22 protein-coding genes and 3 tRNA genes are annotated in these 25,129 nt (G+C 69.6%); 7 read left to right on the top strand and 18 right to left on the bottom strand.

Annotation, left to right across the window (positions count from 1 at the left end):
• Positions 1-24: 24 nt before the first annotated feature.
• The 14 genes from panC to tilS all read right to left on the bottom strand — a co-directional run bounded on the left by panC (position 25) and on the right by tilS (position 12,919).
• Positions 25-900, bottom strand: coding sequence for a pantoate--beta-alanine ligase (panC, locus tag PX701_RS02695; RefSeq protein WP_275505418.1), 876 nt, complete (start codon positions 898-900; stop codon positions 25-27).
• Positions 897-1,649 (bottom strand): Rossmann-like and DUF2520 domain-containing protein, encoded by a 753-nt coding sequence (locus PX701_RS02690; RefSeq protein ID WP_275505417.1) that lies wholly within the window; start codon positions 1,647-1,649, stop codon positions 897-899. Before PX701_RS02690 ends, panC begins: the two co-directional genes overlap by 4 nt.
• Positions 1,639-3,426: a PH domain-containing protein gene (locus tag PX701_RS02685; RefSeq protein WP_275505416.1), complete on the bottom strand. Its 1,788-nt coding sequence runs from the start codon at positions 3,424-3,426 to the stop codon at positions 1,639-1,641. Before PX701_RS02685 ends, PX701_RS02690 begins: the two co-directional genes overlap by 11 nt.
• Positions 3,423-3,914 carry a PH domain-containing protein gene (locus tag PX701_RS02680; RefSeq protein WP_231430009.1) on the bottom strand — a complete coding sequence of 164 codons (492 nt, stop codon included), beginning with the start codon at positions 3,912-3,914 and terminating at the stop codon, positions 3,423-3,425. The genes PX701_RS02685 and PX701_RS02680 overlap by 4 nt, the downstream gene beginning before the upstream one ends.
• Positions 3,907-4,380, bottom strand: coding sequence for a DUF3180 domain-containing protein (locus PX701_RS02675; RefSeq protein WP_231430008.1), 474 nt, complete (start codon positions 4,378-4,380; stop codon positions 3,907-3,909). The genes PX701_RS02680 and PX701_RS02675 overlap by 8 nt, the downstream gene beginning before the upstream one ends.
• Positions 4,377-4,862 (bottom strand): 2-amino-4-hydroxy-6-hydroxymethyldihydropteridine diphosphokinase, encoded by a 486-nt coding sequence (gene folK, locus PX701_RS02670; protein ID WP_275505415.1) that lies wholly within the window; start codon positions 4,860-4,862, stop codon positions 4,377-4,379. Before folK ends, PX701_RS02675 begins: the two co-directional genes overlap by 4 nt.
• Entirely contained in the window at positions 4,859-5,239 is a 381-nt protein-coding gene (gene folB, locus PX701_RS02665) for a dihydroneopterin aldolase (protein WP_231430006.1), read from the bottom strand. Before folB ends, folK begins: the two co-directional genes overlap by 4 nt.
• The gene (gene folP / locus PX701_RS02660; protein WP_231430005.1) at positions 5,232-6,080 is read right to left on the bottom strand and encodes a dihydropteroate synthase; all 849 of its coding nucleotides are present in this window, start codon (positions 6,078-6,080) and stop codon (positions 5,232-5,234) included. Before folP ends, folB begins: the two co-directional genes overlap by 8 nt.
• Positions 6,073-6,666 carry a GTP cyclohydrolase I gene (gene folE, locus PX701_RS02655; RefSeq protein WP_231430004.1) on the bottom strand — a complete coding sequence of 198 codons (594 nt, stop codon included), beginning with the start codon at positions 6,664-6,666 and terminating at the stop codon, positions 6,073-6,075. Before folE ends, folP begins: the two co-directional genes overlap by 8 nt.
• 21 nt (positions 6,667-6,687) lie before the next feature.
• Positions 6,688-8,706 (bottom strand): ATP-dependent zinc metalloprotease FtsH, encoded by a 2,019-nt coding sequence (ftsH, locus tag PX701_RS02650; protein WP_231430003.1) that lies wholly within the window; start codon positions 8,704-8,706, stop codon positions 6,688-6,690.
• A gap of 65 nt (positions 8,707-8,771) precedes the next feature.
• On the bottom strand, positions 8,772-9,488 hold the full coding sequence (locus PX701_RS02645) for a DUF2652 domain-containing protein (RefSeq protein ID WP_231430002.1): 717 nt from the start codon (positions 9,486-9,488) through the stop codon (positions 8,772-8,774).
• Positions 9,489-9,519: 31 nt separating this feature from the next.
• Complete coding sequence (locus PX701_RS02640; RefSeq protein WP_275505414.1) at positions 9,520-11,223, bottom strand: MFS transporter; 1,704 nt, start codon at positions 11,221-11,223, stop codon at positions 9,520-9,522.
• A 41-nt stretch (positions 11,224-11,264) separates the two neighbouring features.
• Positions 11,265-11,816: a hypoxanthine phosphoribosyltransferase gene (gene hpt, locus PX701_RS02635; protein WP_231430000.1), complete on the bottom strand. Its 552-nt coding sequence runs from the start codon at positions 11,814-11,816 to the stop codon at positions 11,265-11,267.
• A gap of 23 nt (positions 11,817-11,839) precedes the next feature.
• Positions 11,840-12,919, bottom strand: a complete 1,080-nt coding sequence (gene tilS / locus PX701_RS02630) for a tRNA lysidine(34) synthetase TilS (RefSeq protein WP_275505412.1) — start codon at positions 12,917-12,919, stop codon at positions 11,840-11,842.
• Between the two features lie 82 nt (positions 12,920-13,001).
• On the opposite strand from tilS, the gene ppa reads away from it, so the two are divergent.
• On the top strand, positions 13,002-13,487 hold the full coding sequence (ppa, locus tag PX701_RS02625) for an inorganic diphosphatase (RefSeq protein ID WP_275505411.1): 486 nt from the start codon (positions 13,002-13,004) through the stop codon (positions 13,485-13,487).
• A gap of 118 nt (positions 13,488-13,605) precedes the next feature.
• Here ppa and PX701_RS02620 read toward each other — a convergent pair whose 3' ends face one another.
• Together PX701_RS02620 and PX701_RS02615 are read right to left on the bottom strand one after the other, a co-directional pair.
• Positions 13,606-14,937 (bottom strand): C40 family peptidase, encoded by a 1,332-nt coding sequence (locus PX701_RS02620; protein ID WP_275505410.1) that lies wholly within the window; start codon positions 14,935-14,937, stop codon positions 13,606-13,608.
• Positions 14,930-16,207, bottom strand: a complete 1,278-nt coding sequence (locus PX701_RS02615) for a M23 family metallopeptidase (protein ID WP_275505409.1) — start codon at positions 16,205-16,207, stop codon at positions 14,930-14,932. Before PX701_RS02615 ends, PX701_RS02620 begins: the two co-directional genes overlap by 8 nt.
• A gap of 269 nt (positions 16,208-16,476) precedes the next feature.
• Between PX701_RS02615 and PX701_RS02610 the strand changes: the two genes are divergently transcribed.
• From PX701_RS02610 to PX701_RS02600, 3 genes are all read left to right on the top strand, one after another.
• Positions 16,477-16,549, top strand: a tRNA-Glu gene (locus PX701_RS02610).
• A 52-nt stretch (positions 16,550-16,601) separates the two neighbouring features.
• Positions 16,602-16,675, top strand: a tRNA-Asp gene (locus PX701_RS02605).
• Between the two features lie 70 nt (positions 16,676-16,745).
• Positions 16,746-16,818: transfer RNA gene (locus PX701_RS02600), tRNA-Phe, on the top strand.
• Positions 16,819-16,855: 37 nt separating this feature from the next.
• Here the strand turns inward: PX701_RS02600 and PX701_RS02595 are convergent.
• Positions 16,856-18,085 (bottom strand): tyrosine-type recombinase/integrase, encoded by a 1,230-nt coding sequence (locus tag PX701_RS02595; protein ID WP_275505408.1) that lies wholly within the window; start codon positions 18,083-18,085, stop codon positions 16,856-16,858.
• Positions 18,085-18,282: an XRE family transcriptional regulator gene (locus PX701_RS02590; protein WP_127794348.1), complete on the bottom strand. Its 198-nt coding sequence runs from the start codon at positions 18,280-18,282 to the stop codon at positions 18,085-18,087. Before PX701_RS02590 ends, PX701_RS02595 begins: the two co-directional genes overlap by 1 nt.
• A 138-nt stretch (positions 18,283-18,420) precedes the next feature.
• Between PX701_RS02590 and PX701_RS02585 the strand changes: the two genes are divergently transcribed.
• From PX701_RS02585 to PX701_RS02575, 3 genes are all read left to right on the top strand, one after another.
• Positions 18,421-19,134 carry a hypothetical protein gene (locus tag PX701_RS02585; RefSeq protein WP_275505407.1) on the top strand — a complete coding sequence of 238 codons (714 nt, stop codon included), beginning with the start codon at positions 18,421-18,423 and terminating at the stop codon, positions 19,132-19,134.
• A 231-nt stretch (positions 19,135-19,365) separates the two neighbouring features.
• Entirely contained in the window at positions 19,366-21,339 is a 1,974-nt protein-coding gene (locus PX701_RS02580; RefSeq protein WP_275505406.1) for a hypothetical protein, read from the top strand.
• 165 nt (positions 21,340-21,504) lie between these two features.
• Positions 21,505-25,059 (top strand): SIR2 family protein, encoded by a 3,555-nt coding sequence (locus PX701_RS02575; protein WP_275505405.1) that lies wholly within the window; start codon positions 21,505-21,507, stop codon positions 25,057-25,059.
• Positions 25,060-25,129 lie beyond the last annotated feature (70 nt).

The raw sequence follows: 25,129 nt of genomic DNA, 5'->3' as shown, positions 1-25,129 counted from the left end.
ACTTGCCGCCCGCAGGCGGCCCGATCAGCCGAGTTCGATCAGCCGGTTGTCGATCAGGCGGGTCGCGCCGACCCTCGCCGCGACGAGCGCGAGCGCCGGCCCCGAGGCATCCGTCGCCACCGGCAGGAACGTCGCAGGGTCGACGATCACGAAGTAGTCGAGCTCGGCGCCGTCGTGGTCGCCGAACGCGGCCACCGCCTCGGCGAGCGCCTCGTCGACCCCGTCGGCCGCCGAGTCGGCGGCCGCGGCGAGCGCCTCGGAGAGCACGAGCGCGGTGCGCCGCTCGTCTTCGTCGAGGAAGCGGTTGCGACTCGAGAGCGCGAGACCGTCGCCCTCGCGGACCGTCGGCACGACCTCGATCTCGACGGGCAGGTCGAGGTCGCGCACCATCCGGCGCACGAGGAACACCTGCTGCGCGTCCTTCTGGCCGAACACTGCGACGTCGGGGGCGACGATGTGGAAGAGCTTCTGCACGACCGTGAGCATGCCGTCGAAGTGCCCCGGGCGCGAAGCGCCCTCGTACAGCGCCCCGACCTCGCCCGCGACGACGCGCGTCGAGCTCGGCCCGTCGGGATACATCTCGGCCGCCGTCGGCGCGAACACGACCTCGACCTCGAGGCCGGAGAGGGCCGCGACGTCGGCGTCGAGCGTGCGCGGGTAGCGGTCGAGGTCCTCGCCCGGCCCGAACTGCAGCGGGTTGACGAAGATCGAGACGACGACGACGTCGGCGAGCTCGCGCGCGCGGGCGACGAGTGCCAGGTGTCCGTCGTGCAGCGCACCCATCGTCGGCACGAAGGCGATGGTCGCCCCGCCCCGCCGCTCGTCGGCGATGACGGCGCGCAGTTCGGCGATCGTCGGGACCACGCGCGTGCCCTCGGGTCGGGCGTCGATCGCGCTCACGCGCCACCTCCCAGCGGCCGGTCGAATCCGGCCCCGTCGATCGTACCGTCGGGCAACGGCCCGCGGTCGTGGCGGGCGAGGGCGTTCTCGACGGCGCTCCGCGCGAGCGCGGCGAGGACGGCGCCGGGACGCGGCACCCCGATCGCGTCGAGCTGCGTACTCGCCTGGTCGACGATCGCGCTCGAGAACGACACGACGGTGTCGACCGCGTCGCCGTATGCGGCCCGATCGGCCTCGGCGACGATGAACGGCTCACCGCCCATCTCGACGACGAGGGCCTGCCCGATCGGCAGCACGGGCGACGGCGCGGTGACGGCGAACCACGTGCCGGGCAGCCGGGCGAGGTCGAGGCTCGTGCCCGTGAACGTCATCGCCGGGTGCACCGCGAGCGGGATCGCCCCGGCGCGGCGGGCCGGCTCGAGCACACTCGTGCCGAACCCCGCCGAGGTGTGCAGCACGAGCTGCCCGGGCTGCCAGACGCCCGCGTCGGCAAGCCCCGCCACGAGACCCTCGAGCTCGTCGTCGGGCAGCGCGAGCAGGACGAGCTCGCTGCGCTCGACGATGACCGGCACCTCGAGCACCGGCACGCCGGGCAGCATCACGGCGGCACGCTCGCGGCTCTCGTCCGAGACGGCGGCGACGCCGGTCAGGGCGTGCCCGGCGCCGCCGAGCGCGGCGGCGAGCACGGCGCCGACGCGGCCGGCGCCGATCGTGCCGACCCCGAGTCGTCCTGCACGTTCAGCCGGCATCGGGAGCTCCTCCGGGCAGGGCACCCCAGTGGTGCGTCGTATCGCTCGCGGCGCGGGCGACGGCCTCGTCGGCGAGCCGTTCGAAGAGCACGCTCGCCTCGTCGCGGTCGACGACCGGCAGCACGGCGCTGACGGGGCCGGTGACCGTGTGCAGGCGCAGGGCCGACAACCGCAGCGCGCGATCGATCGGCCCCGCCGACACCGCGACCGACTGCATGCGGGCGAGCGGCACGAGCGTGAGGCTGCGCACGAGCGCGCCCCGGCGGATGAGCGCGACCCCGTCGGCCGCGGCCCAGCCGATGCGGCGCCACGAGAACGGCCGCAACCACGCGGCGCGCCGCGGGGTCGACGAGAAGCCCGCGCCCGCCCCGCGCCCGGTGAGGCCGGCGCCGACGAGCGGGTCGACCTCGGCCGCGGCATCCGGCAGCAGCAGGGCGAGCACGCGGTGCACGTCGGCGACGGTGCCGACCGGCAGCACCGTCGTGCGCTGCGCCGCCTCGTTCGAGTTCGCGACGGAGTGACCGGCCACGTTGATGCGGATCGACCACCAGCCGAACGGACGCCAGAACACCCACTGCGTCGCCTCGATCGCGTGGATGCGGCCGGGCGGGATCGTCTGGTTGCCGGTCGACAGCAGGCCGTGGCCGATGCGGACGCCGTCGGGGGTGCCGGCGATCGAGTAGCGCAGCGACTTCGTGATGCGCGACCACATGTAGCTCACGAGACCGATCGCCGCGGGCACGAAGCTGAACAGCACCCACGTCTGCCCGGTCGAGACCCCGACGGCGATGATCGCGATGAGGATCGCCGCCCAGATCGTCGAGCCGCCGAGCACGGTCGAACCGATCACCCGCGGGATCGGCAGGTGCACGACCGACTCGGGCGGGGCGAGGTCGGGGTCGAGCTCGGGCGCGAGGAACTCGTCGACCCGCTGGTTGACGAGGGCTCCGGCGCGGGCGCCGACGGCCTGGCGGGAAGGCCCGGCGGGCGCCGCGCCCGGTTCGACGGTGCCGGGGGCTGCGGGTGCCCCGTCGCCCGTTCCGTCGGGTCGGGCGCCGGTTCCGGCCGGCGCGACGACCGCGTCGATCGTGGCGGCTGCCGCGGCGGTCGCGGCGGCAGCCGGTGCCGCCTGGCTCGGCGCGGTCGCTTCGCGGGCGGCGGCGTCGGCCGCCGCACGCTCGGCCCGCACGCCCGACGCGAGCCGGAGGATGTCGGCGCGCAGTCCGTCGGCGAGCGAGGAGCCGAGGTACGAGAGCTCGACGTTGCCCGACTGGCCCGCGACCGAGACCTCGAGCTTCGCGGTGCCGAAGAGCCGGGCGAACAGGGGCCGGCTGACGTTGATGCCCTGGATGCGGTCGAGCCGCGCGCTGCGGTGCGACCTGAAGAGGATGCCGCGGCGCACCTCGACCGCCTCGCGGGTCACCCGGAACGTGTGCATCCGCCACGACATCCAGAAGCCGATGATCACGGCGACGATGACGACCGCCACCGCGAGCAGCGCCCACCCCACGAGTCCGTGCGACACGACCCCGCCGATCGGGTCGTTCACCCAGTCGCTCTGCCACTCGTCGTAGCGCGGCCCCAGTTCTTCGTCGGCCTCGGGCGCGAAGACCGGCAGCAGCAGGTCGACCGCGCGCTCGCGCAGGTTCGCGATCACGAAGCCGAGCACGGCGATGAACACGAGGCCGCCGCGCAGCAGCGGGCTCGCGGGATGGAGCCGGTGCCATTCGCCGTCGGCGAGGTTCGTCACCGGCGCCGGACGCGCGGGTGCGCTCACAGCCCCGCCCGGCGGGTCTCGGCGAGCGCGACTAGCTCGTCGCGGAGCCGGTCGGCCTCCTCCATCGGAATGCCGGGCACCGTCACCGCGGTGGCCGCCGCGGCCGTGACGAACTTGAGCTCGGCGAGGCCGAGCGCACGGGCCACGGGGCCGCGCGTGATGTCGATGAGCTGCATGCGCCCGTACGGCACCGCCACCTGACGCTGGAACATGATGCCGCGACGGAAGAGCAGGTCGTCGTCACGAAGGCGGTACCGGATCGAGCGCACGCGCCGCGGTTCGAGCGCGATGCCGACGATCGAGACGAGCGCAACCGCCCCCGCCGCCCAGAGCGCCCACCACGGCTGCCAGAGCAGGTGCACGACGACGAGGCCGCCGACGAAGACGACCATGCCGATGAGGGAGCCGACGACCTCGACCACGATGTACTTCGGCGACACCCGCCGCCAGGCGTCGTCGGGCACGTGCGCGCCTTCGGGCTCAGGCATGCGCGTGCTCCTCTTTCTCGTCGGGGTCTTCGGGCGGCGGCAGCGTGCAGCACCATTCGGCGATGAGCCCGCCGGCCAGCAGCAGGGCCGCGCCGATCGCGGTCGCGACGGCCTGCCACACCACGCCGGCCGGCGGCATCACGGTGCGCGTCAGCAGGAAGAGCGCGATGCCGAGCCCCGCGCCGAGCACGAGCGCGCCGGCCAGGCTGCAGGCCTTCGCGAGCACGGCGATGCGCATCGCGCTGAACGGATCGATCCGCCGCGTCGTCTTGCCCGTGACCGCCCGGCGGATCGGCCACGCGAGCGCGACGACGATCGCGGCGACGCCGACGAGCGTGATGGCGAGCGAGATCGGCGGCACGAGCGCCTTCGCCCCGGCGCTCACGATCGCGAGGTCGCCGAGGTACCCGATGACGAGGCCGCCGAGCACGAACGCGAGCACGGTGGAGAAGTGGGTGCGCTTCATCGCCGCACCACCTGGTCGGATGCCTCGGCGCGGAGCGCCGCCACGCTGCCCCGGCCGGCGAGCACGGCGTCGGGATCGACATCGAGCCACGGCTGCAGCACGAAGGCCCGCTGCCAGGCGCGCGGATGCGGGAGCTCGAGCCGCTCGTCGGCGAGCTCGAGCCCGTCGACGTCGATGAGGTCGAGGTCGAGGGTGCGGTCGCCCCAGCGCTCGGCGCGCACCCGACCCTGTTCGTGCTCGATGCCCTGCAGCACGTCGAGCAGCGCGTGCGGTTCGAGCACCGTCTCGACGACGAGCACGCCGTTGAGGTAGCCGGGCGCGTCGTGGTCGACCCCGGTCGTCTTGAGCGCGGGCGTCTCGTAGATCGGCGACACCGCGACGAGCTCGACCCCCTCGGCGTCGGCGAGCGCCCTGGCCGCGGCGTCGATGGTCGACTCGCGGTCGCCGAGGTTCGCCCCGAACGCGATGACGGCGCGGCTCATGCCCGTCGCCTCACGATCGTGACCGAGACATCCCCGAACGGAACGGCGATGGGCGCCTGCGGCTTGTGCACCGTGACCTCGACCTCGTCGACGGCCGTGAACCCGAGCGCGACGCCCGCGACCCGTTCGGCGACCGTCTCGATGAGGTCGACCGGGTCGCGTTCGACGGCGGCGACCACCTGCTCGGCGAGCTCGCCGTAGTGCACGGTGCTCGCGAGGTCGTCGCCGCGTGCCGCGGCCGCGAGGTCGACGGCGACGGTCACGTCGATCACGAACTCCTGCCCCTCGGCGCGCTCGAACTCGAAGACGCCGTGGTGGGCGCGCACACGCAGCCCGGTCAGGGTGATGCGGTCGCGTCGATCGCGCTGTTCAGCCACGTCGTCCACTCTGCCACGCCCCGAGGACGTCGAGCGCGCGGCGGGTGCCGACGACGTCGTGCACGCGCACGCCCCACGCTCCCGACTGCGCCGACAGCACGCTGACGACCGCGGTCGGCAGGTCGCGTTCGACCACGGATGCCTCGGCCGGGAGCATCGCCCCGAGGAAGCGCTTGCGCGAGGCGCCGACGAGGATCGGCAGCCCGAGGCCGGCGAGCACGTCGAGCCGTCCGAGCAACTGCCAGTTCTGCTCGCCGCGCTTCGCGAAGCCGAGCCCGGGGTCGAGGATGATCCGATCGGCGTCGACGCCCACGGCCACGAGGGCGTCGACGCGCGCCGAGAGCTCGTCGCGCACCTCGGCGGCGACGTCGTCGTACTCGGCGAGCGAGTCCATGCGGTCGGAGTGCCCTCGCCAGTGCATCGCCACGTAGCGGGCCCCGGTCTCGGCGGCCACGCGCGCCATGCCCTCGTCGGCGAGGCCGGCGGACACGTCGTTGATGATCTCGGCGCCGGCTTCGACCGCAGCGAGGGCGGTCGCGGCGCGCATCGTGTCGACGCTCACCCGGATGCCTCGTTCCGTGAGCCCACGGATGACGGGCACCACGCGGCGGAGCTCCTCATCGGGCTCGACCCGTGACGCGCCGGGCCTCGTCGACTCGCCGCCGACGTCGACGAGGTCGGCGCCCTGCGCCACGAGCTCGATGCCGTGGGCGATCGCCGATTCGGCGTCGAACCACCGCCCCCCGTCGCTGAACGAGTCGGGCGTGACGTTGACGACGCCCATCACCTGCACGGCCGCCGCCGGTCGAGTGGCCCGGAGGCCGGGTCGCTGCTCACCCATCGTGCGCCCCGATGAGTGCGATGATCTCGGCGCGCGCCGCCGGCTCGGCGAGTGCGCCGCGGCTCGCGATCGTGACGGTCGAGCTGCGCTCCTGGCGCGACCCCCGGGTCGTCACGCAGCGGTGCTGCGCGTCGAGCACGACGAGCACGCCCTTCGGGTCGAGGCCGGCGACGAGCGTGTCGGCGATCTCCTCGGTCAGGCGCTCCTGCAGCTGCGGCCGGCGGGCGAGCGTGTCGACGACGGCGGGGATGCGGCCGAGGCCGACGACCCGTTCGCCGGGCAGGTAGGCCACGTGGGCGGTGCCGACGAACGGCAGGAGGTGGTGTTCGCACACCGAGCGGAACGCCAGGTCGCGGAGCACGACGGCGTCGCTCGTCGCGGGCACGCCGGCCTCGGTGGCGCCGAGCGGCACGCTGTCGGCGAGGTGCGTCAGCGGGTCGACGTCGAGGCCGCCGAAGAAGTCGGCGTACGCCTCGGCGACGCGCTGCGGGGTGCGCTCGAGCCCGGGACGCGCCGGATCCTCCCCGATCGCGAGGAGGATCTCGAGCACGGCCCGCTCGATGCGTTCGTTGTCGACTCCGGCCATCGGCCGCCCTTCGGTCTCGGCCTACGCGGTGGCGGGCCGGGGGTTCGAGCGCGGCGCGCGCGCGGCGGCCGGCTCCTCGCTCGGGGCCCCGCCCGAGTCGACGCCGCCGTCGACGGCACCCGAGTCGATCGGCAGCTTCTCGGTCGGGAAGCTGATCGGCGGGAGGTCGCTCACCGGGCGGTTGTCGCTCGAGAGCCAGAGCGGGCGCTCGGGCAGCTTCTTGACGTCCTTGAAGATCTCGGCGATCTGGTTGTGGTCGAGCGTCTCGTGCTCGAGCAGCTCGGCGGCCAGCTTGTCGAGGATGTCGCGGTTGTCGTTGAGCACCTGCCACGCCTCGTCGTGCGCCTGCTCGATGAGGGTGCGCACCTCGGCGTCGACCTTCTCGGCGATGCCCTCGGAGTAGTCGCGCTGGTGCCCCATGTCGCGGCCGAGGAACATCTCGCCCGACGACTGGCCGAGCTTCACGGCGCCGACGTTGGCCGACATGCCGTACTCGGTGACCATCTTGCGTGCGGTCGCGGTCGCCTTCTCGATGTCGTTCGAGGCGCCGGTCGAGGGGTCGTGGAAGACGATCTCCTCCGCGACGCGACCGCCCATGGCGTACGTCAGCTGGTCGAGCAGCTCGTTGCGGGTCACCGAGTACTTGTCTTCGAGCGGCATGACCATCGTGTAGCCGAGGGCCCGGCCGCGCGGCAGGATCGTGATCTTCGTGACCGGGTCGGTGTAGTTCATCGCCGCCGCGGCGAGGGCGTGGCCGCCCTCGTGGTACGCGGTGATGAGCTTCTCCTTGTCTTTCATGACCCGGGTACGACGCTGCGGGCCGGCGATGACGCGGTCGACCGCCTCGTCGAGGGCCCGGTTGTCGATGAGCTGCGCGTTGGAGCGGGCGGTGAGCAGGGCGGCCTCGTTGAGCACGTTCGCGAGGTCGGCGCCGGTGAAGCCCGGGGTCTTGCGCGCGAGCACCTCGAGGTCGACGCCCTTCGCGAGCGGCTTGCCCATCGAGTGCACCTCGAGGATGCGCTGGCGGCCCTTCATGTCGGGCGCGTCGACGCCGATCTGGCGGTCGAAGCGGCCGGGGCGCAGCAGCGCCGGGTCGAGGATGTCGGGGCGGTTCGTCGCCGCGATCATGATGACGTTCGTCTTGGGGTCGAAGCCGTCCATCTCGACGAGCAGCTGGTTGAGCGTCTGCTCGCGCTCGTCGTGCCCGCCGCCCATGCCGGCGCCTCGGTGGCGGCCGACCGCGTCGATCTCGTCGACGAAGATGATGGCGGGGGCATTCTGCTTCGCCTGGTCGAACAGGTCGCGCACGCGGCTCGCGCCGACGCCGACGAACATCTCGACGAAGTCGGAACCCGAGATCGAGTAGAACGGCACGCCCGCCTCGCCCGCGACGGCGCGCGCGAGCAGCGTCTTGCCGGTGCCGGGAGGGCCGTAGAGCAGCACGCCCTTCGGGATGCGCGCCCCGACGGCCTGGAACTTCGCCGGCTCCTTCAGGAAGTCCTTGATCTCCTGCAGCTCCTCGATGGCCTCGTCGGCGCCCGCGACGTCGGCGAACGTGACCTTCGGGCTCTCCTTCGAGACGAGCTTCGCCTTCGACTTGCCGAACTGCATGACGCGGTTGCCGCCGCCCTGCATGCCCGACAGCATGATCCAGAAGAAGACGCCGATCAGGAGGAGCGGCAGCAGGATGCCGAGCATCGACATGAACCAGTTCGGCTGCGGCACCTCGTCGTTGTAGCCGTCCTTCGGGTTCGCATCGTCGACCGCATTGACGATGTCGGTGCCGCGCGGCGTCACGTAGTAGAACTGCACCTGCTTGCCGAGCTTCTCGTCTTCTTTGGCGAGGGTGAGGTCGACCCGGTTCTCGCCGTCGACGATCTTCACGGCGGCGACCTTGCCGTCGCTCAGCAGCTCGAGGCCCTTCTGCGTGGACACCTCTTTGAACCCGGACGCCGTGATCAGGCTCGAACCGATCCACACGGCGACGATCGCGAGCAGGATGTAGATGATCGGCCCGCGGAAGACCTTCTTCATGTTCATGATCTTGCAAGGCTACCTCGGCCCCACTGGGCGGCGGCTGCCTGTTCGCTGAAAGCGCGCAGCGCTCAGCCTGCGGCGGTCGCGCGCCGGCTCCGGCGCAGGCCCAGCAGGTACGGCATGCCGAGACCGGCGGCCGCGAAGGTGCGCCCGAGGCGCCCTCGGACGGATGGCCCCGGCAGCGGCGGGAGCTCGCCGTCGAGGTCGCCGACGTCGACGAAGTACGCGCGCACCGTGCCGATGCCCTCGAGCTCCTGCGAGATCTCGTGCACCGCCGCGGGCAGGGCGCTCCCGCCGCCGCGGTGGAGCTCGTCGGAGAGCAGCACGTACTCCGAGATGGCGACGGGGTTCTTGAGCATGCGATGCACGTGGATGACGTCGATGCCGACGAGCTTGACCCGGTCGCGGATGGTCTGGGTCGCGACATCCCCGACGTGCGCGACGAACTTGAGCTTGAGCTCGGCGGCCTCCTTGCAGCCCGCGCACGGGCAGAGGTTCGCCGCGACGTTCTGGCGCTCGAGGTGGAAGGCCCGGTGCATGGCGACCGCGACCTGCAGGACCCCGGCGACCTCGGATTCGGGGTCGCGGCCGCCTGCGGGGCGCGAGAGGAACGCGGCATCGCCCTCGATCTCGATGAGGTCGTAGCCGGGTGCGGCGTCGATCATCTTGTCGAGCATGCGCGCGGTGTTCACCTCGGCGTGCGCGAGGCTGAACCGATGTGAGCTCATGTAGTCGGTGTAGCCCCCGATGTCGGCGATCAGCAGTACCGCCCGGCCGGACTCCATGTCGACAGGCTGTCATCGATCCGGGGCGGCATCAACCCCGCGAATCGGGGGTCGCGGGCGGATCGTCGAACGGCTCGCGCGGCTCGAACCGCTCGAGCAGGTCGTCGGCGTCGGCCGCAGCCCGGCGGGCGCTGGGCGTGTAGCCGAGCACGACGGGGAGGAATCGATCCGAGGTGAGCGCGCGAAGCCGGAGCGCGCCGACCGCCACGACGGTGGCGGTGCGTCGGCTGCGCCGGAGGAGCGCGATCTCGCCGAACCCCTCGCCGGGGCCGAGCGACGCCACGACCCGGCCGTCGCCGACGACGTCGGCCGCACCGTCTTCGATCAGGTAGTACCGGTCGGCCGGATCGCCCTGGCGGAAGACCGGGTCGCCGTCGGCGACGGCGACCGGCTCGAGCCCGCGGGCGAGCTGCTCCACGGCCGGCAGGGGCAGCGTGCGGAACATCGGCACGCGGCGCAGCAGCGAGACATCGCCGTCGAGCACGTCGACGGTGCGGTCGAGCCCGCGGAGGCGCCGCCAGGCGGCGAGGGCGAGCAGCGGGCAGACGAGCCCGACCGAGATGAGCGTCGCCTGCACGCCCGTCAGGTCGATGAGCGTCGAGGCGACGACGGCGCCGATGCCGATGAAGACGGCGACGAGGCTCTCGAGCACGCCGAACACGCGGGCGAGCACCTCGTCGGGCGCGAGCCTGCCGATGAGCGTGAAGCCGGCGACGTCGATCAGGGCGTTGCCGACGCCGATGAAGGCGAGCAGGCCGAGCGCCGCCGACTGCTGCGGCACGAGTCCGACGAGCGCCAGCGGCAGCCCCCAGAGCGCGACCCCGACCGCGAACCACGCGCCGAGGCGCCGCGAGCCGACGAGCAGCGAGGCGCCGAGCGAACCGAGCACCGCGCCGACCCCGACGGCCGTCATCAGGGCGCCGACGCCCGGCTCGCCCGTGCCGAGCAGTTCGATCGCGACCACGACCGAGAGCACGGTGAGCGCGCCCCGGGTGAGCGCCTGCGCCGACGCGAGCCCGAGGATCAGCAGCAGATCGCGGTTCGAGGTCGCGGCCCGAACGCCCTCGACCACCTCGGCGGCGAGGCTGCGCCGCTTCGGCGCCGCCGGTCGCGGCGGTGCCTCGTAGCGGAGCCCGACGAGCAGGCCGGCCGCCGCGAACGAGGCGGCGGCGGCGACCACGAAGACGACGTCGACCCCGGTGAACTGCAGGAGAACCGCGGCCACCAGCGGGCCGACGAGCGTCGCCGCCGAGTCGAGCAGCCCGCGCACCATGTTCGCGCTCGCGAGTTCGTACCCGGTGCTGCAGAGCGAGGGAAGAAGGGCCGAGTGCGCGGGCCGATAGAGCGTGGCGGCGACGGTCGACACGACGGCGAGCGCGTAGACGACCGCCGTCGGGCCCGCGACGGCGACGACGACCGCGGCGGCGGCCGTCGCGGCGCCGCGCACGGTCGAGACGAGGATGAGGACGCGTTCGCGCCGCCCTCGGTCGGCGATCGGCGACAGGAGCGGGGCGAAGATCGCCGACGGCACCATCCGCAGCAGCCCGACGAGTCCGAGGGCCGCCGCGCCGCCGTCGCGGTACGCGACGATGCCGAGGGCGACGGTGAACGCCCATTCGGCGGTCCATGCACCGAGGAAGCTCAGCTGGGCACGCCGGAGATTCGGGTTGCGCGCGTTCGACGCGAAGGCGGCGGCGGCGTCGCGCAGTCGGCTTCGGCGCACTTGCTCGCCCATGGCACGACCCTAGGGCCTGGCCGACCGGCGGTCGAGTGCCGTCAGCTGTAGACGTGCGGGGCGAGGATCGCGACGTCGCGCAGGTTGCGGTAGCGCTCTGCGTAGTCGAGCCCGTAGCCGACGACGAACTGGTTCGGGATGTCGAAGCCGAGGTACCTGACGTCGACCTCGACCTTGGCCGCGTCGGGCTTGCGCAGCAGGGCGCAGATCTCGACCGAGGCCGCGCCGCGCGAGCGCAGGTTCTCGAGCAGCCAGCTGAGCGTGAGCCCCGAGTCGATGATGTCCTCGACGATGAGCACGTGCCGGCCGGTGAGGTCGGTGTCGAGGTCCTTCAGGATGCGCACGACGCCCGACGACTGGGTGCCGGCGCCGTACGACGAGACGGCCATCCAGTCCATGCTGAGGTGCGGCCGCAGCTCGCGCGCCAGGTCGGCCATGACCATGACGGCGCCCTTCAGCACGCCGACGAGCAGCAGGTCCTTGCCGTCGTAGTCGGCCTCGATGCGGCGGGCGAGTTCGGCGAGTTTCGCGTGGATCTCGGCTTCGGTGACGAGGGTCTCGGTGAGGTCGGCCTGAATCTCGCGCGCATCCATGCGTCGATCCTAGCGATCGCGGTTCAGTGATCGTGTGGAATGATCTCGGTCGACCCCGTCGTGGAGAAGACCACATGGCCGCCGGCCCGGGTGGCGAGCGCTCCCCCGGGCAGGTCGATCGGTCCCTGGCCGTGCCAGTCGGTGACGAGCCGCGCGACCTCGAGCGTCTGCGCCCGGCTGAGCGACACCCCGAACTCGCTCGCGACCACGTGCCGGATGATGCGCTGCCGCAGCGCCGCCGGGTTCGCGCCGAGCGCGGCCGCCGAGACGGCGATGCCCGCCTCGGCGGGTTCGCAGATCTCCTCGATGAACTCCTCGATCTGCTCGGCGAACGCCGCCTCGTCCTCGCGCAGCTGCTCGGCCGTGCGCGCGAGGGCCTCGGCGATGCCGGGGCCGAGTTCTCGCTCGAGCACGGGCAGCACCTGCTCGCGCACCCGCACCCGGGCGTACGCGGGGTCGAGGTTGTGCGGATCGTCCCACGGTTCGAGCCCGGCGTCGAGGCAGGCCCGACGCGTCGTCGCCCGGCGGATGCCGAGCAGCGGCCGCGCGTACCGCCCCGTCACGGGCGCCATGCCCGACAGGCTCGCCGCCCCCGACCCGCGGGCGAGGCCGAGCAGCACGGTCTCGGCCTGGTCGTCGAGCGTGTGGCCGAGCAGCACGAGCGCCGCACCCGTCTCGCGGGCGACCTCGTCGAGCGCGGCGTAGCGCGCGTCACGGGCGGATGCCTCGGGGCCGGCGCCCGCTGTGACGTCGACCCGGCGCACGACGACCGGGTCGAGCCCGAGCTCGCGAGCGGCGCGAGCGGCGCGCTCCGCGACATCCCCGGACCCCGGCTGGAGGCCGTGGTCGACGATCACGGCGCCCGCCCGCCGGCCCGCGCGGGGCGCCTCGAACGCGGTGGCCGCGGCGAGCGCGAGCGAGTCGGCGCCCCCGGAGAGCGCGACGAGCACGAGCGACTGCCCGGTCGTGGTCTCGGGGCGCGGCGCCTGCGGCGGCGCGCCCCCACCCAGAACGGCGCGCACCGCGCGCCGCACGTCGGCGATCGGCGGGGTCAGTCGCGGGCGACGCGGGCCGGAGGCATCCATGTGCTGGTCTGAAGGCATCGGGGTAACCTTATTCCGCCGCGCGCCGAGCGCCCGGCCATGCTGTCGCAACAGCGCAGACTTCCATCGCAAGGAGAGCCATATGGGCGAGTACAACGCCGTCATCGAGATCCCCAAGGGGAGCCGCAACAAGTACGAGGTCGACCACGAGACCGGCCGGGTCTTCCTCGACCGCGTGCTCTACACCGGGTTCGTCTACCCGACCGACTACGGCTTCTTCGAGAACACCCTCGGCGACGACGGCGACCCGCTCGACGTGCTCGTGCTGCTCGAGTACCCGCTCTTCCCGGGTGTCGGCGTCAAGGTGCGCCCGGTCGGCGTCTTCCACATGACCGACGACGGCGGCGGCGACGCGAAGGTCATCGCGGTGCCCGCGGGCGACCCGCGCTGGAACCACATCCAGGACGTCGACTCGATCCCCGAGTTCACGCGCAAGGAGATCGAGCACTTCTTCGAGCACTACAAGGACCTCGAGCCCGGCAAGTGGGTCAAGACCGAGGGCTGGGCGAACGCGGCCGAGGCCGAGGTGCTCATCCAGAAGGCGATCGAGGCGTTCCCCGGTCACTGACCGGTCGAAACTTCGGGATGCCTCGCGGCATCCGGGCGGCGAAAGGGGGCGAGCCGTGCGGCTCGCCCCCTTTCGCATGCCCACCGGGTCGAGGAGGAGCGCAGCGACCCTCGAAGCCTCAGCCCGCCGGGCGGGCGGCCGCCGAGGGGCTCCCCCAGATGAAGTACTCGCGCACGGGCACGCCCTCGCGCGGCGCCTCGAGGATGCGACCGCCGCCGAGGTAGATCGCCACGTGGTAGTAGTCGCCGCCCGAGCCCCAGAAGAGCAGGTCACCGCGCTCGATGCTGCCGAGCGGCACCGCCTTGCCGCGCGCGGCGAGCGTGTAGTACTGGTTCGTCGCCGAGTGCGTGCCGATGCCGATGCCCGCGTACGCGTAGGCGCCCTTGGTGAGGCCCGAGCAGTCCCACACGTCGGGGCCGGCGCCGCCGAGCACGTAGCGTTCGCCGAGCTGCTGGCTCGCGAACCAGATCGCCGACTCGACGGCGCTGCGATTCGGCGGTGCCGGAGCCGGCGGCGGCGGCGGGGCGGGCCTGGGCGGCGGGGCCGGAGCCGGGGCGCTGCCGCCACCAGTGCCGCCGTTCCCCGCTGCGGCGTCGTCGCGAGCGTCCTGCTCGCGCTGCTCGCGCTCACGCTCCTCGCGTTCCCGGCGCTCCTGCTCCTCGAGCGCGGCCTGGGCCGCCTCCCGGGCCTGCCCCTCGACGCGCTCACGCTCGAGCTCGGCGGTCGTGTCCTTGAGCGACGCGAGCTGGGCGTAGAGCTGGACCGACTGCTGCTCCGCCTCGGCCACGGCGGCGGTCGCCGCGTCGGCGGCCGCACGGGCCTCATCGGCGCGCGTCTCGGCGACCTCCGCGAGCCGCTCGCGCTCGTCGGCGGCCTGCTCGGCCTGCTCGCGCAGCGAGGCGGCCGAGTTGCGGTCGGCTCGCGCCTGCTCGTAGAGCCCCTGTGCCTGCTCGCCGAGCTTCGCGGCCGTGCCGAGCTGGTGCAGCAGGTCGTCGGCGCGGTCGGGGGCGAACATGAGCTCGCTCGTGAGATCGCCGCCGCCCGAACGGGCGAGGTGCGCGGCGATGAGCCCGGCGCGCATCTTCGAGATCTCGGCGACCGCCTCGGCCTCGTCGGCCTGGCGGCCGAGCGACTGCTCGCGTGCGAGGGCGGTGTCGCGCGCGTCGATCGCCTGGCGGTAGGCCTCGTCGGCCTTCATCGAGACCTCGACCGCGGCATCCGCCGTCTGCTGCAGCCCGGCGATGAGCCCGCCGAGCCGGTCGATCTCGGCGAGCTTCGCCGACTCGTTCTGCTTGGCTGCTTCGATCTCGCCCCAGGTCGGGTAGTCGGGCTCGGCCGCCGCCGGCGACCCGACCAGTCCGACCGACGCCGTCACCGCGCCGACGGCGACCGCCGCCGAGAAGGCCGCCGCCGAACCCCGCGAGATGGGACCGGTGCGCTGCTCAGCCAAGGTAGACGCCCCTCGCGGCCATGAACGGCACGGGATCGATGCGGTTCCATCCGTCGTACACCTCGAAGTGGAGGTGGCAGCCCGTGGACGCGCCGGTCGTGCCGGTCCAGGCGATCTGCTGCCCCGCCGACACCCACTGGCCGTAGCCGACGAGCAGGCCGCCGTCGACGATGTGCGCGTACCCGGTCGAGATGCCGCCCCCGTGGTCGATCTTCACGAAGTTGCCGTAGCTGCCCGACCAGCCGGCGTACGTCACGACGCCGCTGTTGGCCGCGTAGATCGGCGACCAGCACCCGGTGGCGAGATCGGTCGCGTAGTGGAAGGAGTTCGAGCAGTACCCGTTCTCGCAGATGACCTCGCGGGGACCGTAGCCGCCCGAGATCCAACCCGAGGCCGGGAGCGCCCAGCCCGACGTTGCGACCCCGCCGGCGCTGCCGTTCTCGATCGCCTCGCGACGGCGGCGCTCCTCCTCCTTGCGGCGGCGCTCCTCTTCTTCCTTGCGCTTGCGCTCGCCCTCTTCGTACGCGGCGGTCGTCTTCGCCTCGGCGTCCTTCAGGAACTTGAGCTGCGCCTCGAGCTCGGTCTTCTTCGCCTGCGACTCGGCGAGCGCGGCCTCGGCCTGCGCCTGCGCCTCCTGCGCGGCGCGCAGCGCCTCCTCGGCGGCGATGCGCAGCTTCTCGCGCTCGGCCTTGGCGACCTCGGCCTGGTCGCCGAGCGCCGCCGCCGCGTTCTGCTTCTCCTGCGCGAGGCTGTACACCTCGCTGGAGCGCTCGACCATCTGGTTCATGCTGCCGAGCTTCGAGAGCAGCGCGTCGGTCGACTTCGCGTCGCCGGCCTCGAGGAACAGGTTGACGCTGAGGTCGCCCGCGCCGCTGCGATACAGCTGCGCGGCGACCTGACCGGCGTTGCGCTCGGCGTCGGCGGCCTCCTTCGCCGAGGCGTCGGCCTCGGCCTGGATGCGCGCGGCCTTCGTCACCGCGTCGTCGTACTTCTGCTGCGCGACCATGAGGTCGTCGGTGCGGCGTTCGGCCTCGGCCCTCGTCTCGGCCACGTTCACCTCGAGCTGCCCGATGAGGCCCTCGATCTCCTCGACCGCCGCGGCGCCGGCAGCGGTGTCGGCCTTCGCCTGCTCGACCTCGTCCCACGTGGGATAGTCGGCGGCGAAGGCGGCCTGCGGTGACGCCACCGCTCCGACGACGGCGACCGAGACGAGCAGGGCGCCGGCCAGTAGTCGTCGCACGGCGTTCGTACGTGGTGTGGTGCGGTCCATGGTTCCCCGTCCACGCGGGCCTCGGGTTCCCCGCGCTCCTCGCTCTCGAATGCAGGCAGTGGCAGCCTTCACGATAGGCACGGGCGAAGCCGAATCCGGGGATTTCAGGGGCATGTCCACGGATGCCTCGGCGCTCCCCCAACTCGTCCACGGGCACCCGTGAACCCGGCGAACCAGGCCGCCGCGAGGCATCCCGCCGCTCGTTTTGCACTCTCGCGAATCAGCACGTATGCTTGCTTGTCGGCGGTCATGCCCCAGGCAAGACCTCCGGCCCCATCGTTTAGTGGCCTAGGACACCGCCCTTTCACGGCGGCAGCACGGGTTCGAATCCCGTTGGGGTCACTGAAAAATGGCAAGTACAATTGAACAGTCTCGGTGAGATTTCTCACTACGAGGCCCTGTGGCGCAGTTGGTTAGCGTGCCGCCCTGTCACGGCGGAGGTCGCGGGTTCAAGTCCCGTCAGGGTCGCTCAGGCGACAAGCCCTTTCCCTTACGAGAGAAGGGGCTTTCTCCTTATCGAGATGCTTTCGCACCTCGAGGCTCTGTAGCTCAGTTGGTAGAGCGTTCGACTGAAAATCGAAAGGTCACCGGATCGATGCCGGTCGGAGCCACAGTCAAAACCCCCGGTTTACCGGGGGTTTTTTCGTGTCAGCGGGTCATTCCGCGGGGCCGCCGGTGAGGCTGTGCCATTAATGTGCCATTAAGGTCGGCCGGGGCCCGCCGTCTGGTTCGGTTCGTTGGTTCGCCGGCCGCGCTCTTGAGTGCGTCGTTCAGTGCCGCGCCGGCACGGAGCGCGACGCCTTCGCGGGCCCGCGAATAGCGCTCCGTCACCTGCAGGCTCGAGTGCCCGAGCGTCGCCTGCACGTCGGGTGCGCTGGCGCCGGCGTCGAACAGGATCGTCGCGAACGTGTGCCGCAGGTCATGGATGCGCAGGTCGGGCCGGCCGATCGCCTCACGCAGCTGCTCCCAGTTCACCGCGCGGCGGGCATTGTGATTCGTGAGCCGCCCGCCGTCGGGTCCGTCGAAGAGCAGGTCGCTCCCCCGCTTGCCGCGCGCAGCGGCCTCGGCGTAAGGACGCAGCGCGTCGATCAGCGGGACATCCCGTGACTTGTGACTCTTCGGCGACTGCTCGATGAGCTCGCCGCGCATGCCCGGGCTCAGCGAGCGGCTGACGCGGATGACGCCGCGCCCGAAGTCGACGTCGCCGACGCGCAGCGCGGTCGCCTCCCCCGCGCGCATACCCGTGTAGACGAGCGCGGCGAAGTAGCGGCGGTAGACGCCGTCGGGAATGAGGCCGAGCAGCGTGCCGATCTGCTCGAGCGTGAGCGCACGCGATACCGGCGAGATCGACTCGCGCATGCTCGGCCGCTTCACCTCGCGGGCCGGGTTGTAGTCGATGAAGCGGGAGCGGCGGGCGCCGTCGAGCAGGCGGGAGAGCACCGCGAGCGCATCGTTCTTGGCGGATGCCCCGCCCGACCACGCGACCATCGCCGACTCGATCATCGGTGAGGTGATCTCGTCGAGCCGATGCCGACCGAGGCTCGGCTTCACGCGGAGACGCCAGGCCACGCCGTAGCTACGGGCCGTCGCCGGGCGGATGGACGACTCGATCGCGGGCCAGTACTTGTCGTACCACTGGTCGAGCGTCATCGACCCGTTCGGGTTGCGGCCGGCGACCATCTTCGCCAGCTCGCGCTTCGCCTCGGCGAGGGTGAGGAAGGTGCGAGAGCGTTCGGCGGCACCGCCATCGACGCTCGGGCCGACGACACGGATCTGGTAGCGCTGACGGTCGGCGCGCCAACGGATGCCCTCGGGCAGCGGCCGACCCGTGCGCGGATCGACCCGCGACGGGGTGTCTCTCGTCGGCCGCCCGGCCATCAGTGTTCCGTTCCACCCCGCGCGAGCAGCTCGTCGATCGTGTCGGCGCTCCAGAGCAGGTGCTTGCCCATGCGGGCGTCGGGCTCGGGGATGAGTCCGTCGTGGCGCAGCTTGTCGAAGCTCGAGACCGGGATGCGACACCGCTCGGCCGCCTCGACTCGGCTCAGGTACTCGACCCTCCACGCGGTGTCGGCCATGACGCTCCCCCTCGACTCATCGGCCGCCGGCTGGCATCTCGTGCATGCCGACCCACGCGCGGCTATTTGCAAGTACCTGAGATTACCACCAGTCGCGGGTTTCGGCAAGTACCTGAGTTGTGTGGCTAGACTCGTGCCATGGACCAACCCGAGCCCTTCCAGTGGACGGACCAGTCGCGAGACGGACTCCTCGTCGCCGACGACCTCCCCGAGGGCTGGCACCTGCACCTCCGCTTCCCGGGCGACCGCGGTGACGACCCGTCGCTCGAGATCGACGAGCTGCTCGGCTACGACCGATGGCTCACCGCGGAGCCCGAGCAGTACCGCGTTGCCGTGTCCGACCAGAACGAGACGATCGACGGCCGCTGGCGATACATCGAACACATTGCGACGCACACACGCGTCATGATCCGCCTGCAGCGCCAGACGTTCGCAGTACCGGAGGAAGTGCGCATCACCGGCGTCATCTACCTTCCTTGGCGGGGCGGCCAACCGATCACGAGCCAACTCCTCCGCGAGCTGCCGACCGCCCGCATCGAGGCCGCGATCAACAAGCGCCTCTTCGCGATGAAGCGCACCGAGACGATCACCGGCGGCAAGATCGTGCTGCCCTCAGGCCACAAGGTCAGCGAGCGTGACCTGCTCAACCCGCTCGGCGACCCGAAGAAGGTGCCCGACTTCTACGAGCTGGTCGCCCTGCAGCACGGCCGCCTCACCCAACAGGGCGACGCGAACCCGAGCACGACGATGGCGGAACTCAACGGCGTCGCTCTCTCTACCGCTCAGGGCTGGATCACGAAGGCCCGCGATCGCGGGCTGCTACCACCAGGGCGGCGCGGGCGCGCGGGTTAACTATCGGAGGCCCCCAAATTCAGCGGCAAATCCGAGACGAGGCAAATCAGATTGGCGCCCGCCGACCCACCTGATCGCCGCTACCGGATGGGCCCACCGTTGCAGTTTGCGCTCCTCTAGGCGGTCTTCACCGGGCGAGGCAGGCGAAGCGACACATCGCACAACCGAGGCGGATGCGATCGAGGCAAGGCCAAGGACCCGCCTGTGAGACGCGGCCGATAACCTCGGCTCATGGAAGAACCTGCCCCACGCGATCGGATCAAGTTCTACGGTCCGGACGATCTCGCGAACTATGCGATCGCAGAGGAAGCCTTGGCCTTGCTCAGGGCGCAGCCGGGGGCTGGGAGGATCGCTTCCCTCAACGAGGCTCTCGAGATCCACAACGCGCTTGAGTTCGAGAGGCACGATATCCTCCCGAGTGCTCTCACCCCGGAGGAACGTGCGACGCTCGCGTCGCGGGCGACAGCTCTCCGTGGACAGCTTGCTGGCTTCTTCGCGACGATCGACGACACGAACGTCGCTGAGCGGTTGGCGGGTTTCGACCGCGAGTACGTGCATGATCTGCTCCAGTTGATCAACAGATTCAAGATTGCTAGGAACGTGGGCGGGCAACGGCTATTCGATGCGCTCGTTAGCGCAGGCGTACCGCTATGGGCGATGCTCGCGGACAAATCGTTCGTGAAGGGGCACGACGGGCGACTCCGAACGATGCTGCTCTCCGATGCCAGGTACGGCGAGCTCCTGGTGAACGCTCACTTGCTGCGGAGCGGGTCGAGCGCGAGCTTCTTGCCGGAGAGCCTGAGCGCTGACGATTCGCATCAGATTCTCAACAGCTACATCGAGAGCGAATCGCCACATCTCAATTACATCGAAGCCATCGCGAATGCGCACGACAACGCTGGCATCGGACTCACCCCGAAGGTGAGGCTCGCGGCACAGCGGCGCGTGATCGAGCTCACCCAAGCGCTCATCTCTGACAGATCGAACGTGGTCAGAGGCATCAGTTACGCGGTTGGGATTGACCCGGATCAAGAGGAACCGCTGCGGGATCGGGTTGAACGCGCCGGTGCCAGGTGGCTTCATCAGCGCACATTCGGCGGCCGGTACCTGAAGTCGTCGATGGGTCGGGACCAGGTTCTGGCGAACTTCACAACGATCATCGGATACATGCACGAGCGAGGACTCCTGGCGTTGCCTTCGTTCCGTAGCGAGATCGGCGTGTTGGAAGGACTTCGGGTAACGGGAAAGGACACGTACCCGCGAGGGGCCGCGTACAGACACCGCGATAGCTTGACGATCCTCGCCACCGAGGCCTACTACGACTTCCTGCTAAGGGAGGGGACCAAGGTCGAGGATGTCATCGCCTGGTACTTTCGCGACTACATCACCGAGGTTTTCGGGATCACGGGCTTTGATTTCGCGCCCTCGACCGCGAGCGGAACCTTCCTCGAACGATGCCGGCACCTCTGCGCGGAGATGGAAAGCATCGCCAAGCAGTTCACCCTCTACTGCGAAGACGGCGAGATCGACCGGGAGCTGCTCGAGATGACATCCGCGCCGCGCCCCTGGGAGAAGATCCCGAGTCTCGTCAAGCGAAAGTACTTACTCAAGGGCGTGAACGAAGACTGCGACACCGCCCTGCGACTACTCTTCAGCGATCAGGCGAGAATCAACTTCATCAATAGCGACCTCCGCGCGCCAAGCTTCGTGCGGCTGGTCCTGGATAACCACGTCAATTACGAAGACCTGCACCACTATCAAACAGGGCCCGTCGACTGGCTTGTTTCAGCTGACCTCGTATCGGTCGACGACGGCACCGTCGGCTTCAGGTCCCTGCCGAAGATCCTTGTCCTGAGGGACATCAACACGTATGAGACGGCCCCCTTCGGGCACTACCAGCGAGAAGTGGCGGCCGCTGAAGATCTGGCTGGAAAGGGGTGGCTCGATTTCAGTTCAACTCTGCTCAGCCCAGCCGAGGCGAGCTACTTCAACTTCGTCCTCAACAAGAGCGAGTTCACCGACGGACATGACCTGCGTAACAGATACCTGCACGGCACGAATCCCAACGCTCGCGACGAGAAGGCTCACCGGGAGGCGTACATGCAATTGCTCCGACTGATGCTCGCACTCCTGCTGAAGATCCAAGACGACTTCGCACTGCACTCGGGCGAGGCAGCCGATGCAACTCGAGCGCGCGCAGCATGAGGCTATCGTCAGGAGCTACCGTGATATGCCGAGAGTGTGGGATGTGCGGGTAGCGATATCGAAGCTCCAGAGTTCCTTGGAGTCGCCTCGTGGGGCGGGGGTAGACAGGACGCGCGGTGACCAGGACGCGGAGCTCTTTGCGAATAGTGAGGCCTTGATCGCCTGATGTGGATTACCGGTGACGTTGAACTGCCCGATGGGGTACTGGCCGCACAGGCGGAGGGGCGCCTCGTGTTCTTCGTTGGCGCAGGAGCAAGCGTCGCCCCGCCTTCGGATCTTCCGCTGTTCGGGGCACTCGCCCAGAAGCTCGCCGACCTTGCTCGCGTCCCATACGACGACGCCATCGCGATCGACTACTTCCTCGGATCGATGCCGGATGACTTCGATACTCACGCTCATACTCGAGACATCATCACGACGGGCGGCTCCATGCCGAACTCGACGCACAGAGCTCTGATCCGGCTGGCTTCCGCGACAGGGTCCTTGAGGGTCGTCACGACCAACTTCGATGACCATCTCGCCTCCGCGGCCGCCGGAGAGGGTATCGCGATAGCGGACAAGTGGATCGGACCCGCGCTCCCTCTCGGGGATGACTTCGAAGGGCTTGTTCACCTCCACGGCTCTGTGACTAGACATCCGCGTGAGCTCGTCCTCACTGACCAGGATTTCGGCCGCGCTTACCTGACCGCTGCGTGGGCAACGCGGTTTCTGTTGCCTATGTTCCAACGGTTCACGGTCGTCTTTGTTGGTTACAGCCATGACGATCCGATCATGCGTTATCTCGCTCTTGGTCTGCCTTCTGGAACGCCCCGTTTCGTCTTCACCAGCGCTGACAGCGCGCATGACGTCAAATGGAAACGACTCGGCGTCCAGCCCGTGGCCTATCCAGTCACGGGGCACGACCATGGTGCGCTGGTCCAAGCCCTCGAGGCGTGGGATGTCCGCGCTCGGATGGGACAGATCGAACATGGTGCCCGTGTCCAGGAGATCGTTTCCGCGGGTACCGCCCTCACTCCAGTGGATCGCGACTATTTGGTCGAACGGCTGAGTTGCCGCGAGGGCACCGTCGACTTTGCGAAGGCGACCGAATCAGTGTCGATCGAGCTGAAGCTCGAATGGCTTCGCTGGCTAGAGAGTTTCGCGGGGTTCAAGCAGCTCTTCGAATCCGGAGAAGTGGGCGACGCCTCCGCTGTCCTCGCGAACTGGTTCAGCCGTTCGTTCCTCGCTGTCCCCGGGCTGCACGGTGCCGCGCTTCAGACTGTGCAACGCCTCGGTCAAACGTTCGCGGAACCGTTGTTCACCACGGCCAGTTTCGCCGTTGAGGAGCTGGCGCGAGCAGACCCGACGGCAGGACATCGGTGGCGTGCCCTTCTTGCGACTTCGGTGCACGGGTTTACTGCGCCCGCACGCTCGGACATGCTGCTTCCATTCGCTCCTGGCGCCGACCCGCGAAGAGTGTCCGTGCTTCGGTTCGCCGTCCGCCCGTTCCTAGTCCTGAAGCGACGATGGTTCGTAGAGGAGCCCGAGGCGCCAACTGCATTGCCTGACGCCGACGTCAAGTGGAACGGCGAGGAGTATTCGCTGACCCCTCAATTGTCGGCCGCAGTCCAAGCGGCACAGCCTGGGGACCGCTCGCTTGGTCTTGCCCTCGAGGAAGCATTGACCGCAGCGTATGACCTACTGGATTCCTATCGTGGGGAATCCGGCCGGGACGGACTTTCGTTCAGTCGGTCGGCAATCGAACCGCATCACCAGGATGAGATCCGCGAACCGATCGACGCAATCATCGATGCGCTACGCGACTTCGGCGTTCGAGCGCGTGGAACGCAATGGGATTTGCCCGCGATGTGGTGGGCAACCAGACGTCTACTCTTTCAGCGAATTGCCCTACATCTGACGGCGACCGATCCGAATCTCGACGCGAACACGAAGCTCGAATGGCTGCTGGACCGAAGCGATCTGTACGAGAACGGCTTGAAACATGAAACATATGCCGTTCTCGCTGCGAGCGTTGACGGTGCCTCCAGCGAGATCCGAGAGCGGGTGCTTCAGACCGTACTCCTTGGGCCGGACTTTCCGGCGGAGACTCCTGATCGGGATCGCCACATCGAGTACGGCAAGTACAACTTGCTTGTGTGGCTGGTGACTCACGCGCCGGCGTGGGTGGAGGCAGCGACTGCTCTTGAGGCCCTACAGCAAGCGAACAAGGATTTCGCTCCACGAGAGCACCCCGACTTCGACACATGGATGTCATCAGGTACATGGGGTGGTCAACTGCCTATGGAGCCGTCAGAGTTCACGGCGGCTATCCGCGCCGATGCCCCGACGGCGCTCGCAGACATGCTCGCGAGGGACTTCTCCGAGCGTGCGTTCGACGAGCCGGACTGGGACGACGTGCTGTCTTTGCTCACGCAGGCCGTTGAGAACGACGCGTCGATTGGTGACGGACTGTGGAACGAAGTGCTCGCGCAGGTCACGGACCAGCCGCGAAGGGCTGACATGCTTCGAGCCATTGTCGCTGGATGGACGAAAGCCGACCTGGGATCCTCAGCGCCCGTTGCTGTCGAAAGAGCAAGCACGCTTGTGTCAGACGCTGAGGCTGCGCATCAGATTGGGCGTTTTTTGCTTGAACAGATACGGATGCGAGTTGACGATGCAGAAGACGACTCGCTGAAGGGCATGCGCGCTATGGCGCGGGCCCTCTGGCTGGCGCACGGTAGTGAGTTCAGTCACGCCGAGGGCACTGACGTGATGTCGATAGCACCCTTGTACCTCAACTCGTGGCCCGGCAGCCTTGCCCTCTACTGGCTGACCGAAGTCGATCGGCGTTGGCGGCTAAACCGAGACGATTGGTCGGGCCTCAACGAGGAGGAGCGAGAGTCGGTGATTCAACTGCTCGATGGCCCACCGCATGCCCTTGACGCAACACGTCCCGCGCTCGCGAGCCAGTTGTTCTTCCTCTTTGCGGCAGACGCAGACTTTACCACCGCGCACCTTCTCCCGCTCTTCAACGATGACGACAGCGCCAGGCTCGTCTGGAACGCGTTCCTGCACCACCCGCGATACAACGACAGATTGCTCTCCGCGGGTCTCCTGGACGCAATGGTGACTGAGTGGGATCAACTCGGGAGCATCACTGACGAGATGATCCGGCAGCAGTTCTTCGGCGTCGTCGCGTCGGTCGTCTCGTTTGCGGGCATCACCGACCAGGAGCGTCAGCTGCTCCTTGACCGAAGCGTGCTTTCGGAGAACGGAGCGTATGCGGAGCGCTTCGCCGAGGCGACCATCCGATTCCTCGGCGCTGATCGCGTCGACGGCGCGGCAGTTTGGGAGCAATGGTTGCACGATCACGTCCAAGATCGACTCAACGGCGTCCCGCGCATCGCAACGACAGAAGAGCTCGCGTGCTGGGCCGACGCAGTCCCGTATCTCGATACCGCCATCCCAGACGGCATTGCTCTGTTTCACGGGCGTGCCCCTGGCTTTGGTGAGCATCCCATGATTGCCGACTTTCCGGCAGGAGTGCTCGCCGCCCACGGGCCAGCGCTGATCGACTTCTTTGCAGCTCGCGCGAGGAATACGGCCCCAAGCGGATTCACCCTTTCCTACCGAGTTCGTCGGCTCGTAGATGCGCTCCGATCGGAACTCGGCGATGAGGTCGTTGGTCCGCTCGTCGGCGCCTTGCGGGCGAAGGGTCTCCTGGACGAACGGGATGTCTAGGACACATTGAGGAAGTACATGAGCGGTACAAAGCCAGCGACGCGGCACCCGGCCCGGTCAGGACGGTGGT

Origin of the sequence: Agromyces chromiiresistens, from assembly GCF_029167465.1 — a bacterium.
GTDB lineage: Bacteria > Actinomycetota > Actinomycetes > Actinomycetales > Microbacteriaceae > Agromyces > Agromyces chromiiresistens.
The sequence above is the reverse complement of the archived record's forward strand: the minus strand, read 5'-3'. Positions and strand labels throughout refer to the sequence as shown.

Coding starts and splice junctions, on each gene's coding strand:
- hpt (WP_231430000.1), bottom strand. CDS start 11,816: ATGGATGCGCGCGAGATTCAGGCCGACCTCACCGAGACCCTCGTCACC.
- PX701_RS02615 (WP_275505409.1), bottom strand. CDS start 16,207: ATGGACCGCACCACACCACGTACGAACGCCGTGCGACGACTACTGGCC.
- PX701_RS02575 (WP_275505405.1), top strand. CDS start 21,505: ATGTGGATTACCGGTGACGTTGAACTGCCCGATGGGGTACTGGCCGCA.
- PX701_RS02595 (WP_275505408.1), bottom strand. CDS start 18,085: ATGGCCGGGCGGCCGACGAGAGACACCCCGTCGCGGGTCGATCCGCGC.
- folK (WP_275505415.1), bottom strand. CDS start 4,862: ATGAGCCGCGCCGTCATCGCGTTCGGGGCGAACCTCGGCGACCGCGAG.
- ftsH (WP_231430003.1), bottom strand. CDS start 8,706: ATGAACATGAAGAAGGTCTTCCGCGGGCCGATCATCTACATCCTGCTC.
- PX701_RS02645 (WP_231430002.1), bottom strand. CDS start 9,488: ATGGAGTCCGGCCGGGCGGTACTGCTGATCGCCGACATCGGGGGCTAC.
- PX701_RS02580 (WP_275505406.1), top strand. CDS start 19,366: ATGGAAGAACCTGCCCCACGCGATCGGATCAAGTTCTACGGTCCGGAC.
- tilS (WP_275505412.1), bottom strand. CDS start 12,919: ATGCCTTCAGACCAGCACATGGATGCCTCCGGCCCGCGTCGCCCGCGA.
- PX701_RS02640 (WP_275505414.1), bottom strand. CDS start 11,223: ATGGGCGAGCAAGTGCGCCGAAGCCGACTGCGCGACGCCGCCGCCGCC.
- PX701_RS02675 (WP_231430008.1), bottom strand. CDS start 4,380: ATGAAGCGCACCCACTTCTCCACCGTGCTCGCGTTCGTGCTCGGCGGC.
- PX701_RS02690 (WP_275505417.1), bottom strand. CDS start 1,649: ATGCCGGCTGAACGTGCAGGACGACTCGGGGTCGGCACGATCGGCGCC.
- ppa (WP_275505411.1), top strand. CDS start 13,002: ATGGGCGAGTACAACGCCGTCATCGAGATCCCCAAGGGGAGCCGCAAC.
- PX701_RS02590 (WP_127794348.1), bottom strand. CDS start 18,282: ATGGCCGACACCGCGTGGAGGGTCGAGTACCTGAGCCGAGTCGAGGCG.
- PX701_RS02585 (WP_275505407.1), top strand. CDS start 18,421: ATGGACCAACCCGAGCCCTTCCAGTGGACGGACCAGTCGCGAGACGGA.
- folP (WP_231430005.1), bottom strand. CDS start 6,080: ATGGGTGAGCAGCGACCCGGCCTCCGGGCCACTCGACCGGCGGCGGCC.
- folE (WP_231430004.1), bottom strand. CDS start 6,666: ATGGCCGGAGTCGACAACGAACGCATCGAGCGGGCCGTGCTCGAGATC.
- PX701_RS02680 (WP_231430009.1), bottom strand. CDS start 3,914: ATGCCTGAGCCCGAAGGCGCGCACGTGCCCGACGACGCCTGGCGGCGG.